This window comes from Ruegeria sp. YTSA105, from assembly GCF_059610225.1.
Map to the genome: position 1 here is coordinate 236216 of NZ_JBXWNE010000002.1, position 13546 is coordinate 249761.

Sequence of the window (13546 nt, forward strand, 5' to 3'; positions counted from 1 at the left end):
GGGTTACTCCGGCGGCCTCGTTTCAACTCGTTGCAATGGTATTAGTCGGCCTTCTGGGCTTCGACTGAAATCTGAAGTTCGACTTCGTCACTTACGAATGGCGCGAACTGACCAAGGTCGAACTCACTACGCACCAAGGTGGTGGTGGCGTCGAAACCGGCCCAGGGCTTTCCTGCCATAGGATGTTCACCCACTTGGTTCAGCTTGGCATCCAGAACAACCGATTTGGTCACGCCGTTCATAGTCAGATCGCCAGTGATGTTGGCAGTGTTTTCGCCCGTGACTTCGATACCAGTAGAGGTAAAGGTCACCATTTCTCCTTCGGTCACACCAAAGAAATCCTCGGACATAAAGTGGTCTTCACGTGGCTTCCAACCGGTAATCATCTCAACCACTGGCATGGATACTGTAACACTGGATGCAGCCGGGTTTTCCTGATCGAACATGATCTCGCCTTCAAACCCCGAGAACATGCCATGGGTGGTCGAGAAGCCAAGGTGGTTATAGCTGAAAAGAACTTGGCTGTGGCTTGAGTCCAGGACGTATTTTTCGGCGCCGGCAAATGCCGTTGTGGCCGAAACCGCGAGCGCTGCTGCAAGAAGGGTGGATTTCATGATAATCTCCGCAATTTTGTAGATGCAAACCTCTTGGGTTGCTCGACAACGAAAATGTGCTGCCCTAGGGCAGCACACAAGTAATATTATTTCACAATATCTGTTCTTATTTGAACAGAATAAAACTCAGGCGAAAATTGTTACACTTCCGCTAAGTTGACCTTTGAGCGCTCGGCTGACATCCGCCGATTCAAGCGGCAATTTCATCAACAGGCTGCCGTCCACATCGAACAACTCGATCTGGTCTTCAATGAAACGGGCACCACCCAGGCTGTCATAGCTCCGGCGCAAAACTGTTTGCGGGCGGCCATTTTCATTTTTTTGCAATACCCGGACCTCGCGGCGGATCGGGTCAAAATACGCATCAGGACGCGCGTCCAGAACTTCGATGGTCAGAAGGCTGACACCTACCAGAAGGAACATCAGAGAAGCCGCCAATTTGATCGGCCAGACTTCAGCGGCCATTGCCGTGCTGGGCATCAACCACATGGAAAAGGCAGAAACTATCAGTAGCGCACCAGCCACACGGGCCAGAACCATCCGAGCTTTCCAATTTGGTGCAAAGCTAATGAGCACCGGCACTGACTTTTCAAAACTTACGCCTGTGGCGGATTTCTCGAAGGTATTTGTGTTAATCGCGGTCATTTTCAGTACCCTGTTTCTCAGGTTGCCGTTCCAACTTTTGTCAGTCCGGTTAATTTCCGGTATACAAAACAACTTTGAGCCGAAAAGCGTCAGGAATTGGGCAGCGCAGAGGAAATAGCGCGACTTCACAAAGGCATCTGTGGCAGGCCTTGCCCCCAGCGTACAAACGTGTATATCGGGCCATCCTTCGCAAACGACATGAATCGCGCAGCCTCTCGTGGCAGGGTCGCGAAGGACGAAACGGCCCCGCCTATGAAATGCGCCTTGATAGAAACAGGAGTGCACATGCCACTATATGAGCATGTAATGATCGCGCGTCAGGATTTGTCCAACGCGCAGGCAGAAAGCCTCGTCGAACATTTCGGCACCGTTCTGGCTGACAATGGCGGCAACGTCATCGACAGCGAGTACTGGGGCGTCAAGACGATGGCCTACAAGATCAACAAGAACCGCAAGGGTCACTATTCCTTCCTCAAGACCGACGCTCCCGCTGGCGCCGTTCAGGAAATGGAACGCCTGATGCGCCTGCATGACGACGTTATGCGCGTTCTGACCATCAAGGTCGACGAGCACAACGAGGGCCCTTCGGTCCAGATGCAGAAGCGCGACGAGCGCGAAGGCCGCCGCGAGCGCCGTTGATTAACGCCTGAAGAAAGGACACTAAACCATGGCCGCAAAACCATTTTTCCGCCGCCGCAAGGTCTGCCCGTTCTCGGGTGAGAACGCGCCGAAGATCGACTATAAAGACACTCGTCTGCTGCAGCGTTACATCTCTGAGCGTGGCAAGATTGTACCTTCGCGCATCACCGCCGTTTCGGCGAAAAAGCAGCGTGAACTGGCCCGTGCTATCAAGCGCGCCCGCTTCCTCGCCCTGCTGCCCTACGCCGTTAAGTAAGGAGATACTGACATGCAAGTTATCCTGCTGGAACGCGTTGCGAAACTGGGTCAGATGGGCGACGTCGTTGACGTCAAGTCCGGTTATGCCCGCAACTTCCTGTTGCCTCAGGGCAAAGCGCTGAGCGCATCGGACGCCAACATCGCGTCGTTCGAAGCCCAGAAAGCGCAGCTTGAAGCCCGCAACCTGGAATCCAAGAAAGAATCTGAAGCGCTGGCTGAAAAGCTGGACGGACAGCAATTCATCGTGATTCGCTCGGCCTCGGATGCCGGCGCACTGTACGGATCGGTCACCCCGCGTGACGCCGCAGACGCCGCTACCGAAGCAGGTTTCACTGTCGACAAGAAGCAGATTGCCTTGATCGCACCGATCAAGGACCTGGGTCTGCACACAGTCGCAGTTAAACTGCACCCCGAGGTTGAAGTGAAAATCGAAATGAACGTTGCTCGTTCGCAAGAAGAAGCCGAACTACAGGCATCTGGCAAATCGATTCAGGAACTGGCCGCCGAAGAAGAAGCCGCCGCAGAATTCGAAATCGCCGAGCTGTTCGACGATATCGGGTCCGCCGCTTCCGACGACGACGATCTGGTTGCTCAGGATGCTTCGGCCGAAGAAGACGAAGCTAAAGCCTGATCCTCGGGTTTCGAATTGAACAAGAAAGGCCGCACGATCTGTGCGGCCTTTTTTATGCCTCCGCCCGGCGAAATCCAGCTTGGGCCCCGGCCTTTGCTTGCGGTCATCAATAGGTTTCCTATCATCGCATAATAACTATTCGGAGACGATCAATGACATTTCTTCTGCGCCGCAGTGTATTGGCATTATTGTTAATTGCACCCTTTGCGGCGTGCGGAGGGCCCGATACCCCAACCCAGAACACGTTTGATCCTCCGCTCTATCCCAACGAAACACCGGAACTGCGGGCCTCCATAAACAAATGGGCCGACCACTACGAAGTGCCGCGCGAACTGGTGCACAAGCTAGCAATTCGCGAAAGCACCCACCGACCTTGGGCTGTGAATCGGCCCTATTATGGCTTGCTGCAAATCCTGCCGGCCACAGCTCGTTCAATGGGATATACTGGAAACGCCAAAGGCCTTTTGGATGCAGACACAAATCTCGAATTTGCCGGGAAATATCTGCGGGGCGCTTGGCTATTGTCCGACGGCGACCAGCAACGCGCCATATTCCTTTACGCAAAAGGGTTCTATCCCGAAGCCAAGGCACGTGGGATGCTGGTCGAAACAGGGCTACGTCCGGAATAACCGGATTTACCCCGAAACGAATCATCTGAGACATGCTGTTTCGGACCATTCTGTTGCCATTACATCGCAATATGACTACACAAGGCGAACAATTTGCTTGCACAATGCCCTGTGGTTGACGCAACGTATACCCCTAAGGACAAGTCTGGCATGTCTTGGGGGAGAGATATGCCGCCACAAGGGTTGGACAGGTGAAACTTATAGATTTGGCCGCGGTCGACCACACAGAGAAGTCGGCCGCTGACGTTATAAACGCCGTCTGCGAAGAGCTTGGCTTCGACTATGCGTCTTATGCCACCTTTAACCCTGTGAAAGGTGATGTGCAGGGCTATGCAAACTATCCTGATGAGTGGAAAATCCACTATGGCAGCCAGGGCTTTCATCACTTCGATCCGACGCTTTATCAATCTGTCCTAAGCATTGCGCCCGTTGATTGGGGACGCTTTGATCAGGACGAGAAGTTCAACGCGGTGTTCCGTGACGCCCATGATTTTGGCATTAGTTCCAGAGGGTTAACAGTTCCTGTTCGTGGACCTTATGGTGAATGCGGACTGTTAAACGTTACCCGGGACTGTTCGGATTCCGAATGGGATAAGCTAAAGAAACATGTCATGGGTGATCTGCAACTTGCTGCCGTTCAAGCCCACGATACTGTTATGCAATCCGGCTTGCTGGCCAAAGCTCTTTACCTGCCCACGCTGTCCACACGCGAACAGGAAATCCTCCAATGGGTAGCTGACGGAAAGTCGCAACAAGATATCGGTGATATTTTGTCTATTTCACACCGTACCGTCGAAGTTCATATGCGGTCCGGGCGTGAAAAGTTGGGCGCACTGACCACCTCACAGGCTATTGGTCGTGCGATCGGCCTGGGTCTAATTGCCCCTGGTTAATCAAAAAAAAAGCACTTCTACGGGAAATCCCTAATAGTCTGCGCTTATTTCTTGGTTAACCTAATCCCCACGGTAACCAGACTGTAGGGGGATGGAAATGATCATCGTTATTGATGGTATTAATCAACATAAGTTCAAAGATGTCTTGGATGACATGTTCAAACTGCGCGCTCGTGTTTTCGGCGATCGCCTTGGTTGGGAGGTCAATATTGAGGATGGGCGCGAGCGCGACCACTTCGATGATCTGCATCCAGCACATGTAGTCAGCATCGACGACGAGGGGGACGTTGTCGGGTGCATGAGACTACTGCAAACCAAAGGACCGCATATGCTGTCCGATGTTTTCCATTCGATCCTGGATGGAGAACCTCCAATTCGGAGCGCGCAAGTCTGGGAAGCCACCCGGTTCTGTGTCGATACTAAAAAACTGGGCCGAGGGCGCGGTGAAAATTCTGTATCCTATGTGACCAGCGAAGTTATGATTGGCTCTTTCGAATATGCCAAAGCGGCTGGCGTTCTTGACTCGATCGCGGTGATTGATCCAGTTATGAACCGCGTTCTGCAAAGGTCCGGTAACGCGCCTTATGACTACCTCGGCAGTGCTAAGCCCATGGGTAAAGTCGTAGCCATGGCCGCTTTGATGGACTGCTCAGATGAGAGAATTTCCGGAATTCGGGAATATGCGAACATCGCTCACGATGTATTCCTGACGGACGAGCAGGCAATAGATCTGTATGCCAGAAACAAAACACCGGCAGATACAGGTGTGGCGAATTACGACCACCAGCCACTAAGCCAGATGGAAAAATACTTTGTCGAACAGATGAATTCGGCAACCACAAAAGCCGAAGCCGAAGCTGTATTGAACCTGATCGAAGCAGTTTCGGATCGGTTCACCCCAGAGCAGAAAACTGCTCTGCTAAGGACCCCCCGTGCTTTTGCTCATGAGGCCTGACCCCCTCACCTCATAGCATAAAGCCACCCACACGGAGCCGTCTTTTTCAGACGGCTCCGTTTTTTGTGCCCATAAGAATTCTATGGGCAGAAGAGGATTACTCCTCTTCCAATGCCTCTACGGCTTTCTGCAGGTCGTCTTTGCTGACTTCTTTATCCGCAACCTGGGCCAGCTCGACGATATAGTCGATGACTTTGTCTTCGAAGATCGGCGCGCGCAGTTGCTGCTGCATCTGAGCGTTCTGCTGCACGAACTCAAAGAACTGGCGTTCCTGACCAGGGTATTGGCGCGCCTGGTTCATGATCGCTTGGGTCATCTCGGCATCGGTGACTTCAACTTCGGCCTTCTGGCCCAGCTCGGCCAGCAACAGGCCAAGACGCACGCGGCGTTCGGCCAGCTTGTTGTGCTCGTCAGTCGGTTCGATCTCTTCGTGGTCGTGGCCTTCCACTTCCGGGTTTTCTTCGTGCCACAGCTGGTGTGCGATCTGCTTGGCCTCGGCATCTACCAGCGACGGTGGCAGATCAAACGAAACCTTCACGTCCAATGCGTCCAGCAGAGCACGCTTCATCACCGCCCGCGAAGCACCGCTATATTCCGCTTCCAGACGTTCTGAAATCTGGCCTTTCAGCGCTTCCAAGTCTTCTGCACCAAATTTGGTGGCCAGCTCATCGTTGATCTCGGCGGCGACGGGTTCTTTCACATCCTTGACGGTGCAGGTAAACACAGCGTCTTTGCCGGCCAGATGCTCGGCACCGTACTCTTCGGGGAAGGTGACGTTTACGTCTTTTTCTTCCTCGGCCTTTACGCCAACCAGCTGCTCTTCGAAACCGGGGATGAAGCTATTGGAACCCAGAACCAGCGGATAGTCTTCAGCGGATCCGCCCTCGAACTCTTCGCCATCAACCTTGCCGACAAAATCGAACACAATCTGGTCGCCGTCCTTGGCTTTCGAGCCTTTGCGGCGGGATTTGAAATCCTGCGCGGTTTCGGCCAGGTTGCCCAGCGCTTCTTCAACGGCCGCGTCATCGGCTTTGACAACCAGCTTTTCCAATTCAACCGATTTCAGGTCGACCTCAGGGATGGCAGGCAGGGCCTCATAAGACATCTCGACATGTACGTCGTCGCCTTCTTTCCAATCCTCATTGGTCATCTTCACCTGAGGCTGAAGTGCCGGACGCTCACCGCTGTCTTCGAAATGCTGGTTCATTGCACCGTCGATGCTTTCTTGCATCGCCTCGCCAAGCAGACGCTGACCGAACTGCTTTTTCAACAGTGCCATCGGTACCTTGCCTTTGCGGAAGCCCTTCATCTCGACTTCAGGCTGTGCTTCGACCAGTTTCTCGTTAACTTTGTCGTCCAGCTCAGCTGCGGATACGACAATGTTATAGCCGCGTTTCAGACCTTCGTTCAGCGTCTCGGTAACCTGCATTATGGTAGTCCCCATAGGATTCGGGGCGCGCAAAACGGCGCGCCGGGCAAATTTGAGGCCTTCTATTTGCCCAGCCGCCCGCGTGCAAGGGGCAAAGCCCGGATCAGCCTTGTTTTGCCGCCGATTTGACCAAAAAAACGCCCCGGACCTGGCCGGAGCGTTCTTGAGGAATTGTTCGCGGGATCAGAACTTCCAGCGCGCACCCAGCACCCAAGCCTCGTTGTCATCGAAACTCGTGGTGTCATCGAAATCATGGTTACGGTATTTCAAGTAGGCATCGGTATTGATACTGTCGATGCGCTGTACGACAGCAATACCCCAGGCCTTCGTACTTGAGCCGTCGATCGAGAAATCAGATCCGTCGAAATAGTCGATGCCGATACCAGTCTTACCCCATGACACCCAATCGTCTTCATACGCAAGCTTCGCATACCAATAATTCGGGTCACTGGCACCGCTGGAAGTGTCATCTCTTGTACCCAAAGCTGCGGTTACGCTGAAACCACTGGGCAGCAGAACCGAGGCGGACCCGATTGTGTCTTTTCTCTCCCCGGATCCGCTATCGTAATCGCGCACGGCGTAGGCAAGGGATGCAGCAATCTCCACCCCGTTGGATAAGGTATTTCCATAGGACACCGACACATCGTAGTAATCATCGTCATCGCTGCTGGACAGGATGTTCTGACCATAGGCTATCGCTGCCGAAAACCCGTTGAAATCTGGCGTGTCATAGCGAATGCGCCCGCGCCTTGAACCATCGAAGTTATCAGATGTGTCACCAACGGTAATGCCGCTTAGCATTCCATCAGACTCACGATAAAAGAAGGCGCCATTCTCATCATTGGTGAACGAATAGAGCGCCGTGCCAACATAGGATAGATCGGATTCGGCCGCTCCATCCGAGGCCATGCTACCCTGCCCGGCAGAAAATTTACCATAGCCACCCTTCAACGCAAAATCGACGTGCCGAATATCTTCACGGTTCCAACCATCGGCATTTGTCCCTTCCTGGTTGGCGCTCCCCGTGCTCGGCAGGCCCAGACCGGATTCGAAACGGAAGGTAAACTCATTGCTACCGTAGGGTTGCATCAAAAACAGCCCTACACGGCTGTTGGACAGATCATTGTCCAGCAAACGGGTTTCCGTCTCATCCCCGTCGTCAACTGAGACAATTACGGGGTTAAACTGGCCATACAGCTCAACATAACCGCCGCTGTTGTTGTTATATCTAAGCTCCGCCGCTGCTGGGATGGCCGATGCAGCGGTCAGGCAGGTCGCAATCGTGCTTATTGATACTTTCTGGGTCATAGTCATTCACCATAATGGATCCATTTACGGGCACTGCTCGCTTGTGCGCGATTTCTCTATGATCCCCTGTCTCGGGCCCATTCAGCTCGCGCATCTTGTGCGAATATAACCGCAGCTGAAGGGTGTTAATTTGATCTACTTCAAAACGATAGAATATATGTCATCCAAGTCACCCAGACCGCTTGCCGCAATACTGACGCCTGACCTGAATTTCATCATACGCTCATTTTGGGACATCGAATACTGCAGCGGCGGATTTTCGCCGAGACGATTAAGAACCCACTTCCCGCAAAACCCGTGGCAACTGTTCGGGCAAATCTTCAGCGATCAACCCCGGCCCGAAAGATCGCGCACATTCCACATGCAGCCATGCCGCAGTTTCCGCGGCCTGCAAGGGCGAGAACCGCCGCGCCAGCAACCCGGTGATAAACCCCGCCAACACGTCCCCGGCCCCGGCTGTCGCCAACCAGGGCGCCGCACGTTCATAAACGGCCGAATTCACTGAGCATCGGCCGTTCGGATCCGCAATCACGGTATCGGGTCCCTTGAACAGAACCACGCACCCTGCCCGCCCGGCAGCCTCTCGGGTGGCGTCCACTTTGGAATAGGCCGGACCCTTGATGGGAACCGCCTTCAGTTTTTCCGCAATGTCCGGGAACAACAGCGCAAACTCGCCGCCATGCGGGGTGAGAACACAGTTTTCATGCAGCATCCCAAACAGGGCTGCAGGATCATCCGCGAAAGCCGTCAGTGCGTCAGCATCCAGAACCGTTGCGCGCTCCGCAGCCAACGCAACCGGCACCAGATCGCGCGCACGGTCCAGCCCTAGACCGGGGCCGAGACACAGAGCATTCAGCCGCTCATCCTCTAGGATTTTCGACAGACCATCCGCGCTCTCGACCCGCTGCAACATGACCGCCGTCACTTGCACCGAAACCTCCATCTGAGCCGCAGGAGGCACGCCCAGAGTCACCAACCCCGCCCCAATCCGCAGCGCCCCCCGCGCTGCCAGCCGCGCAGCACCGGTTTTGCCGGGGCCTCCGGTCATGATCAAGGCGTGGCCGTGCGAGTATTTGTGCTCAAACGAAGCCTTGCTGAGATTCTGTGGCAATCCACTTTCATCTACCAATTGAGACAGCACTCTCCTCAAACGTCGCTCGCTATGCAGATCAGCCAAAGACTTGCGCGAGATCGAACCGAGATCGCTTGGCGAAGACAACCCAATGTCAACTATGACGGTCTTTCCACAGAACTGGGCCCCTACGTCCAGAAGATGTCCACGCTTTTTGCTATGAAACGTCACTGTTAGGTGGGCGCCAACAATTACACCTTCGTCCCCCAGAATCCTACCGCTATCAGCGCAAAGACCAGACGGAATGTCGACCGAAACGACGCGCGGCCACCACGGATCGGCATCCGCCTCTGAACCTATCTGAAGCTTGGAAAGAGCAGGTTTCAATCCACCAATCTGACGTATTAGCCCTGTTCCAAACAAAGCATCCAATATCAAATCAGGGCCTTGCGAACTTGACGGTCGGGCTGCGTGTTTCTCCAACTTGGAAACTTCACGTTTGGTCGGTGTCGGCAGGGTAAGCTTAGAAACTTCACCCAGCTCCAGCCACCGCTCATAATTCACCCGCGCATCCGGCGGCAGCTTCTCTAGGTCGCCATACAGAAACACCGCGACCTCCCACCCTTGCTCCCGCAAAAGCCTGGCCACGACGAACCCGTCCCCACCGTTGTTTCCTGGCCCACACAAGACAACTGCCCGCAACGGATCCTCTTCATCTGGCCGCGGATACGTCAGGGAACGCGAGGGGCTGGCCCCTCGCCTGTCCAACTCTGGCCACTCCTCGAAAATCGCCTCGACAACACCCTGCCCAGCCCGTTCCATCAGCTCAAGACCGGTCACCTCACCGGACTCAATGGCCGCTTGTTCGATCGCCCGCATCTGTGCTGCAGTCAGTAAATCTGTCATGCTGAACCCTCGTGCGATTCAATTTTGACTATTTTTTGTGCAAACTGTTCAAAATTTCACCGGCCACCCAATTTCCATGCAACCCGGCATCGCCATTTTCTCATTCACATTGCCGCCCGATCTTAGACGTGGTCAGTGCCATCCTGACAAGAGTTAAAGGGAGCCCGGTATGAAGAAGATCGAAGCGATCATCAAGCCGTTCAAACTGGACGAAGTGAAAGAGGCGCTGCAGGACGTCGGAGTCCAGGGCCTCAGCGTGATCGAGGTCAAGGGGTTTGGCCGTCAGAAAGGTCACACTGAACTTTACCGCGGCGCGGAATATGTGGTCGACTTTCTGCCCAAGGTGAAGGTCGAGGTTGTGCTGGACGACGATCTGGTCGATGCCGCCATCGAAGCCATCGTTTCCGCCGCCAAAACCGACAAGATCGGCGACGGCAAGATCTTTGTCTCACCCGTCGAACAAGCAATTCGCATCCGTACCGGCGAAACCGGTTCGGACGCACTGTAACAAGACCAAATCTTCAATTCAGAGGAATCAAGAGAATGAGCAAGGACGCAGTTCTTCAGCTAATCAAGGACGAAGGCGCCGAATATGTCGACGTCCGCTTCACTGACCCGCGCGGCAAACTGCAGCACGTCACCCTGGTGGCCGATCAGGTAGATGAAGACTTCCTTGAAGAAGGCTTCATGTTCGATGGCTCTTCCATCGCTGGCTGGAAGTCCATCGAAGCCTCGGACATGAAACTGATGGTCGATACCAACAGCGCCTATGTCGATCCGTTCTACGCAGAGAAAACCATCTGCGTGCATTGCTCAGTTGTCGAGCCCGACACCGGTGAAGCTTATGAGCGTGACCCGCGCGGCACCGCCCAGAAAGCCGAAGCCTACTTGAAAGCAACCGGTATCGGCGACGTGGCCTATATGGGCCCAGAAGCCGAATTCTTCCTGTTCGACGACGTTCGTTTTTCCAACAGCATCAACAAAGTATCCTACGAAGTTGATGCAACTGATGCATCCTGGAACACCGACACCGAATACGAGATGGGCAACATGGGCCACCGCCCGGGGGTTAAGGGCGGTTACTTCCCGGTCAACCCGATCGACGAAGCCCAGGATCTGCGTTCGGAAATGCTGTCGACCATGAAGCGTCTGGGTATGAAGGTAGACAAGCATCACCACGAGGTTGCGTCGTGCCAGCACGAGCTGGGCCTGATCTTTGACAGCCTGACCAAACAGGCAGATGAGCTGCAGAAGTTCAAATACATCATCCATAACGTGGCGCATGCCTACGGCAAATCGGCGACCTTCATGCCGAAGCCAATCGCAGGCGACAACGGTACCGGCATGCATGTGAACATGTCGATCTGGAAGGACGGCAAGCCTCTGTTTGCTGGCGACAAGTATGCTGATCTATCGGACGAGGCACTGTTCTTCATCGGTGGTATCCTGAAGCACGCCAAGACATTGAATGCCTTCACCAACCCGGCGACCAACAGCTACAAGCGACTGATCCCCGGATTTGAAGCCCCCGTCCTGCGTGCTTACTCGGCTCGTAACCGTTCGGGTTGTGTCCGTATTCCGTGGACTGAAAGCCCGAAAGCCAAGCGCGTCGAGGCCCGCTTCCCCGATCCGGCAGCGAACCCCTATCTGGCGTTTGCCGCTCTGCTGATGGCCGGTCTGGACGGCATCAAGAACAAGATCGATCCGGGCGAAGCCATGGACAAGAACCTCTACGATCTGCCTGCCGAAGAACTGGCCGACATCCCGACCGTTTGCGGCTCGCTGCGTGAGGCTCTGGAAGCTCTGGCATCGGATCACGACTTCCTGCTGCAGGGCGACGTGTTCACCAAAGACCAGATCGACGGCTACATCGCACTGAAGATGGACGAAGTCGAAACCTACGAACACACGCCGCATCCGGTTGAATACGGCATGTATTACAGCTGCTAATCCAGCATTTTCGATGAAAATTCTATAGGGGCGTCCATCGGGCGCCCCTTGTTTCGTTTGGCCCGATCTTTCACACTTGCCATTACCCCGGTTAGGAGAGATCGCATGTCAGCCGAAACCGCATTCGCCCCGTTCTCGGATTTCGTCACTTCGAAAGAGGAACTGGAACGCATCACCGGCGCGCCCCTTCCCCAGATCATCGCCAAGGAACAAGCCGCGCTGGACGGCATGTGCCGCGACTTTATTGCCAAGTCGACCTTCTGCCTGATCGCTTCGGCCAATCCGGGTGGTTATCTGGATATCTCTCCTCGTGGGGATCCCGAAGGGTTTGTTCGGGTGGTCTCGGATAATCTGATCGCCATTCCCGACCGACCCGGAAACAAGCGGACCGATACGTTTCACACTATTCTCCTGGACCCGCGCGTCAGCGTGATCTTCTTTGTGCCCGGCAAGATGGAGACTCTGCGCATCCGGGGAACCGCACGCATATGTACTGACCCCGATCTGCTGAACAGTCTGGCGGTGAAGGATCACGCCCCTAAGCTGGCCCTTCTGATTCATGTCGAGACCGCTTTCGCACATTGCCCCAAATGCGTCATACGCTCGGATCTGTGGAACCCTGAAAACTGGCCGGATTCGTCTGATCTCCCCAATATGAATGCTATGATGGTCAAGCATGCTAAAATCGACAAAACGCCGGATGAGTGGTTCGAAAGCTTGAAGGGCACCGGGGAACTCGACTTGTATTAACCCCTTTTCGGGCGCGGCTTACCTGCCTAGGCTGCTTATGTCATTTCATTGGATCGGATTACACGATGTTTCGGTTTGCTCTTATTCTGGCATTTTCTCTCCCAGGTTTTGCGGCGGCGGCCCCCTGCGGCAACACCGGGAACGGATTTGAGGCTTGGAAACAGGATTTCGCCAAACAGGCCCGGCGCGCTGGTGTGAAAAAGAAAGGTCTGCAAGCGCTGAGCCAAAGCCAATACGCCACCAGAACCATTGCCGCGGACCGAAACCAAAAGAGCTTTAGGTATTCGCTGGATAAATTCATGCAGATCCGCGGCGCGGATACCATCGTAGCGCAGGGCCGTAAGCGCAAAGCCAGGAACCCTCAGTTCTATGCGACGCTCGAGCGCCAGTATGGGGTGCCAGCGGGCGTTCTGATCGCTATTCACGGAATGGAAACAGGATTTGGGAATTTCATGGGTGACAGTCAGGTTGTGTCAGCAATAACCACTTTGGCCTATGATTGTCGCCGATCCGAGTTCTTCATCCCCCACGCTATCGGAGCACTGAAGCTGGTTGATCAAGGCAGCATTACGACCAACACCGTTGGTGCCAAACACGGTGAACTGGGACATACACAGTTTCTGCCGGGCAATGCCTTGGAATACGGTGTTGATGCCACCGGTGACGGTCAGGTCGATTTCTACAACATGACCGATGCGCTGGCCTCGACCGCTAATTTCCTGCGTAAAAAGGGCTGGAAGCCCGGACGCGGATATCAACCGGGCCAACCGAATTTTGCGGTCATTCAACAGTGGAATGCCGCGACGATGTACCAAGAATCCATCGCAATCATGGCTGCTCGAATCGACGGATGATTGTGTCGGTCTG

The 13546-nt window shown here is 54.5% G+C and carries 15 protein-coding genes; 10 read left to right on the forward strand and 5 right to left on the reverse strand.

The window, feature by feature from the left end:
• Nucleotides 1–41 precede the first annotated feature (41 nt).
• Together AC2FH2_RS03820 and AC2FH2_RS03825 are read right to left on the reverse strand one after the other, a co-directional pair.
• Nucleotides 42–614 (reverse strand): YceI family protein, encoded by a 573-nt coding sequence (locus tag AC2FH2_RS03820; RefSeq protein WP_281971916.1) that lies wholly within the window; start codon nt 612–614, stop codon nt 42–44.
• A gap of 126 nt (nt 615–740) precedes the next feature.
• The gene (locus AC2FH2_RS03825) at nt 741–1259 is read right to left on the reverse strand and encodes a hypothetical protein (protein ID WP_142633144.1); all 519 of its coding nucleotides are present in this window, start codon (nt 1257–1259) and stop codon (nt 741–743) included.
• A 285-nt stretch (nt 1260–1544) separates the two neighbouring features.
• Here AC2FH2_RS03825 and rpsF point away from each other — a divergent pair, with 285 nt between their 5' ends.
• The 6 genes from rpsF (at nt 1545) to AC2FH2_RS03855 (ending at nt 5264) form a co-directional block, all read left to right on the forward strand.
• Nucleotides 1545–1898, forward strand: coding sequence for a 30S ribosomal protein S6 (gene rpsF, locus AC2FH2_RS03830; RefSeq protein ID WP_142633142.1), 354 nt, complete (start codon nt 1545–1547; stop codon nt 1896–1898).
• 28 nt (nt 1899–1926) lie between these two features.
• Nucleotides 1927–2154 carry a 30S ribosomal protein S18 gene (gene rpsR / locus AC2FH2_RS03835; RefSeq protein ID WP_005608650.1) on the forward strand — a complete coding sequence of 76 codons (228 nt, stop codon included), beginning with the start codon at nt 1927–1929 and terminating at the stop codon, nt 2152–2154.
• 12 nt (nt 2155–2166) lie between these two features.
• Nucleotides 2167–2787 (forward strand): 50S ribosomal protein L9, encoded by a 621-nt coding sequence (gene rplI / locus AC2FH2_RS03840; RefSeq protein WP_142633139.1) that lies wholly within the window; start codon nt 2167–2169, stop codon nt 2785–2787.
• Between the two features lie 152 nt (nt 2788–2939).
• Complete coding sequence (locus AC2FH2_RS03845; RefSeq protein ID WP_496676153.1) at nt 2940–3416, forward strand: transglycosylase SLT domain-containing protein; 477 nt, start codon at nt 2940–2942, stop codon at nt 3414–3416.
• Nucleotides 3417–3607: 191 nt separating this feature from the next.
• The gene (locus AC2FH2_RS03850; RefSeq protein WP_185956601.1) at nt 3608–4309 is read left to right on the forward strand and encodes a helix-turn-helix transcriptional regulator; all 702 of its coding nucleotides are present in this window, start codon (nt 3608–3610) and stop codon (nt 4307–4309) included.
• A gap of 97 nt (nt 4310–4406) precedes the next feature.
• Nucleotides 4407–5264, forward strand: coding sequence for an acyl-homoserine-lactone synthase (locus AC2FH2_RS03855; protein WP_142633135.1), 858 nt, complete (start codon nt 4407–4409; stop codon nt 5262–5264).
• A gap of 97 nt (nt 5265–5361) precedes the next feature.
• On the opposite strand, the gene tig is transcribed toward AC2FH2_RS03855, so the two are convergent.
• The 3 genes from tig to AC2FH2_RS03870 all read right to left on the reverse strand — a co-directional run bounded on the left by tig (nt 5362) and on the right by AC2FH2_RS03870 (nt 9979).
• Complete coding sequence (gene tig / locus AC2FH2_RS03860; RefSeq protein WP_142635092.1) at nt 5362–6693, reverse strand: trigger factor; 1332 nt, start codon at nt 6691–6693, stop codon at nt 5362–5364.
• A 183-nt stretch (nt 6694–6876) separates the two neighbouring features.
• Nucleotides 6877–8001, reverse strand: a complete 1125-nt coding sequence (locus tag AC2FH2_RS03865; RefSeq protein WP_496705912.1) for a porin — start codon at nt 7999–8001, stop codon at nt 6877–6879.
• A gap of 271 nt (nt 8002–8272) precedes the next feature.
• The gene (locus AC2FH2_RS03870) at nt 8273–9979 is read right to left on the reverse strand and encodes an NAD(P)H-hydrate dehydratase (protein WP_496822913.1); all 1707 of its coding nucleotides are present in this window, start codon (nt 9977–9979) and stop codon (nt 8273–8275) included.
• Between the two features lie 169 nt (nt 9980–10148).
• On the opposite strand from AC2FH2_RS03870, the gene AC2FH2_RS03875 reads away from it, so the two are divergent.
• The 4 genes from AC2FH2_RS03875 to AC2FH2_RS03890 all read left to right on the forward strand — a co-directional run bounded on the left by AC2FH2_RS03875 (nt 10149) and on the right by AC2FH2_RS03890 (nt 13533).
• Nucleotides 10149–10487 carry a P-II family nitrogen regulator gene (locus AC2FH2_RS03875; protein ID WP_142633129.1) on the forward strand — a complete coding sequence of 113 codons (339 nt, stop codon included), beginning with the start codon at nt 10149–10151 and terminating at the stop codon, nt 10485–10487.
• A 35-nt stretch (nt 10488–10522) separates the two neighbouring features.
• The gene (gene glnA / locus AC2FH2_RS03880) at nt 10523–11929 is read left to right on the forward strand and encodes a type I glutamate--ammonia ligase (protein WP_142633127.1); all 1407 of its coding nucleotides are present in this window, start codon (nt 10523–10525) and stop codon (nt 11927–11929) included.
• Between the two features lie 105 nt (nt 11930–12034).
• Nucleotides 12035–12679 (forward strand): MSMEG_1061 family FMN-dependent PPOX-type flavoprotein, encoded by a 645-nt coding sequence (locus tag AC2FH2_RS03885; RefSeq protein ID WP_496822915.1) that lies wholly within the window; start codon nt 12035–12037, stop codon nt 12677–12679.
• 65 nt (nt 12680–12744) lie between these two features.
• Entirely contained in the window at nt 12745–13533 is a 789-nt protein-coding gene (locus AC2FH2_RS03890) for a lytic murein transglycosylase (RefSeq protein WP_496822916.1), read from the forward strand.
• The last annotated feature ends 13 nt before the right edge of the window (nt 13534–13546 follow it).

What these genes read in the sequence shown, in the direction of transcription:
- AC2FH2_RS03875 (WP_142633129.1), top strand. Translation starts at nt 10,149, where the DNA reads ATGAAGAAGATCGAAGCGATCATCAAGCCGTTCAAACTGGACGAAGTG.
- rplI (WP_142633139.1), top strand. Translation starts at nt 2,167, where the DNA reads ATGCAAGTTATCCTGCTGGAACGCGTTGCGAAACTGGGTCAGATGGGC.
- AC2FH2_RS03865 (WP_496705912.1), bottom strand. Translation starts at nt 8,001, where the DNA reads ATGACCCAGAAAGTATCAATAAGCACGATTGCGACCTGCCTGACCGCT.
- AC2FH2_RS03885 (WP_496822915.1), top strand. Translation starts at nt 12,035, where the DNA reads ATGTCAGCCGAAACCGCATTCGCCCCGTTCTCGGATTTCGTCACTTCG.
- glnA (WP_142633127.1), top strand. Translation starts at nt 10,523, where the DNA reads ATGAGCAAGGACGCAGTTCTTCAGCTAATCAAGGACGAAGGCGCCGAA.
- rpsF (WP_142633142.1), top strand. Translation starts at nt 1,545, where the DNA reads ATGCCACTATATGAGCATGTAATGATCGCGCGTCAGGATTTGTCCAAC.
- AC2FH2_RS03825 (WP_142633144.1), bottom strand. Translation starts at nt 1,259, where the DNA reads ATGACCGCGATTAACACAAATACCTTCGAGAAATCCGCCACAGGCGTA.
- tig (WP_142635092.1), bottom strand. Translation starts at nt 6,693, where the DNA reads ATGCAGGTTACCGAGACGCTGAACGAAGGTCTGAAACGCGGCTATAAC.
- AC2FH2_RS03845 (WP_496676153.1), top strand. Translation starts at nt 2,940, where the DNA reads ATGACATTTCTTCTGCGCCGCAGTGTATTGGCATTATTGTTAATTGCA.
- AC2FH2_RS03890 (WP_496822916.1), top strand. Translation starts at nt 12,745, where the DNA reads ATGTTTCGGTTTGCTCTTATTCTGGCATTTTCTCTCCCAGGTTTTGCG.
- rpsR (WP_005608650.1), top strand. Translation starts at nt 1,927, where the DNA reads ATGGCCGCAAAACCATTTTTCCGCCGCCGCAAGGTCTGCCCGTTCTCG.
- AC2FH2_RS03870 (WP_496822913.1), bottom strand. Translation starts at nt 9,979, where the DNA reads ATGACAGATTTACTGACTGCAGCACAGATGCGGGCGATCGAACAAGCG.
- AC2FH2_RS03855 (WP_142633135.1), top strand. Translation starts at nt 4,407, where the DNA reads ATGATCATCGTTATTGATGGTATTAATCAACATAAGTTCAAAGATGTC.
- AC2FH2_RS03820 (WP_281971916.1), bottom strand. Translation starts at nt 614, where the DNA reads ATGAAATCCACCCTTCTTGCAGCAGCGCTCGCGGTTTCGGCCACAACG.